The sequence below is a fragment of the Neisseria sp. P0021.S005 genome, from assembly GCF_051956955.1.
The window spans coordinates 1-2,323 of sequence record NZ_JBQCWY010000480.1 but is presented as its reverse complement, the minus strand read 5'-3'; the positions used below and the strand labels follow the sequence as shown (position 1 = coordinate 2,323).

Here is a 2,323-nt window from a genome sequence, read left to right as displayed (position 1 = left end):
GCGCCAATCACAATGTAGTCGATTTTCTGACCGACGGTCTCAAACGCCTTGAATACCGAGGCTACGATTCGTCGGGTATCGCCGTCAACATGGACGGCAAAATCAAACGCGTCCGCCGTGTCGGCCGTGTGCAGCTGATGGAAGATGCAGCACGCGAAAATGGCGTGTTCGGCCATATCGGCATCGGCCATACCCGTTGGGCAACCCACGGCGGCGTAACCGAGCCTAACGCCCACCCTCACATTTCCGGCGGCATGATCGCGGTTGTCCACAACGGCATCATCGAAAACTTCGAAGCCGAACGCGAACGCCTCAAAGCCTTGGGTTACACCTTCGAATCGCAAACCGATACCGAAGTCATCGCCCACAGCGTCAACCACGAATACACACAAAACGGCGGCAAACTGTTTGAAGCCGTACAAGCTGCGACTGCCCGTTTCCACGGCGCATACGCTATTGCCGTTATCGCACAAGACAACCCTGAACAAATGGTTGTTGCGCGCATGGGCTGCCCGCTGTTGGTGGCCTTGGGCGACCAAGAAACCTTTATCGCTTCCGACGTATCCGCTGTGATCGCCTTTACCCGCCGCATCGCTTACTTGGAAGACGGCGACATAGCCCTGCTGAACGCAAACGGCATCGAAAAACTGCTCGACAAAACCGGTGCGCAAACCGAACGCGCGATTAAAGTGTCCGAATTATCTTTGGCTTCTTTGGAGTTGGGCCCATACAGCCACTTCATGCAAAAAGAAATCCACGAACAACCCCGCGCCATCGCCGATACTGCCGAAGTCTTCTTGGACGGCGGTTTTGAACCTGAAAATTTCGGTGCCAACGCCCGCGACGTGTTCGACGATATCCACAGCATCAAAATCCTTGCCTGCGGTACGTCCTACTATGCCGCGCTGACCGCCAAATACTGGCTCGAATCCATTGCCAAAGTGCCAACCGACGTCGAAATTGCCAGCGAATACCGCTACCGCGACGTGATTGCCGATCCGAAACAATTGGTCATCACCATTTCCCAATCCGGCGAAACTTTGGATACCATGGAAGCCCTGAAATACGCGCAATCCTTGGGACACAAACACAGCCTGTCTATTTGTAACGTGATGGAATCCGCCCTGCCGCGTGAAAGCGAGTTGGTACTGTACACACGCGCCGGCGCAGAAATCGGCGTTGCCTCTACCAAAGCGTTCACGACCCAACTGGTTGTCCTGTTCGGCCTGGCCGTTACCTTGGGCAAACAGCGCGGCCTGGTTTCTGACGAACAAGCGCGTGAATACGTTGAAGAACTGCGCCAACTGCCGGGCAGCATTCAGCACGCTCTCAATCTGGAGCCGCAAATCGCCGCTTGGGCGCAAAAATTTGCCAAGAAAACCAGCGCACTCTTCCTCGGCCGCGGTATCCACTTCCCAATCGCCCTTGAAGGCGCATTGAAGCTGAAAGAGATTACCTATATCCACGCCGAAGCGTATCCTGCGGGTGAGTTGAAACACGGCCCGTTGGCCTTGGTGGATGAGAACATGCCTGTTGTCGTGATTGCCCCGAACGACAGCCTGTTGGACAAAGTAAAAGCTAATATGCAGGAAGTCGGCGCACGCGGCGGCGAACTGTTTGTCTTCGCCGACCTCGACAGCAACTTCAACGCTACCGAAGGCGTGCACGTTATCCGCGCCCCACGCCACGTCGGCGTACTCTCGCCGATTGTGCACACCATCCCCGTGCAACTCCTGTCTTACCACGCCGCCCTCGCACGCGGTACAGACGTGGACAAACCGCGCAACTTGGCTAAATCGGTAACGGTTGAATAAGTAATTGACCGGTTACAAAAGGCCGTCTGAAACCTGTTTCAAGGTTTCAGACGGCCTTTTTTATTTGTTGGTTTCAGTAATAGAAATGCTATTTATGATGTCTTCGCTTTCATTATAAATGTACAACAACAGCTGATTGTGACCGATATTTTATTGATTAGAGTGGCCTCTGATGACAAGTAAGCAAACCGACAGAATGAAAACAGGCCGTCTGAAAAACCTTTCAGACGGCCTGTTGTTTTAAAGCGTTTTATTCTGCACCGACAACGACGGTGTTGAGGTCTTTGAATTTGACGCGGCGTTTCCATGCGTCGCGGACTTGTTCGACGGTTAGGCTGTTGATGGCTTTGGGATAGACTTCCAAGTAGTCGTTGGGCAGGTTGTAGAGGCCGATCAGGCTCAGGTAGTTGAGCAGTTTGTCGTTGGAGTCGTAGCGCAGGGGAAAGCCGCCGACGATGTTGGCTTTGGCCTGTTTCAGCTCGGCTTCGGTCGGGCCTTCGGCGATAAAC

The 2,323-nt window shown here is 53.8% G+C and carries 1 protein-coding gene and 1 pseudogene; one reads left to right on the top strand and one right to left on the bottom strand.

The genetic code is table 11. The annotated features are described in order from the left end of the window. Window positions 1–1,814 (top strand): glutamine--fructose-6-phosphate transaminase (isomerizing) (glmS, locus tag ACTHUE_RS15830; RefSeq protein ID WP_440423962.1); only part of this gene is annotated, 1,814 nt, incomplete at its 5' end. A 250-nt stretch (window positions 1,815–2,064) separates the two neighbouring features. Here glmS and ACTHUE_RS15825 read toward each other — a convergent pair. Further along, window positions 2,065–2,323, bottom strand: a pseudogene (locus ACTHUE_RS15825) (M16 family metallopeptidase); the annotation flags it as partial.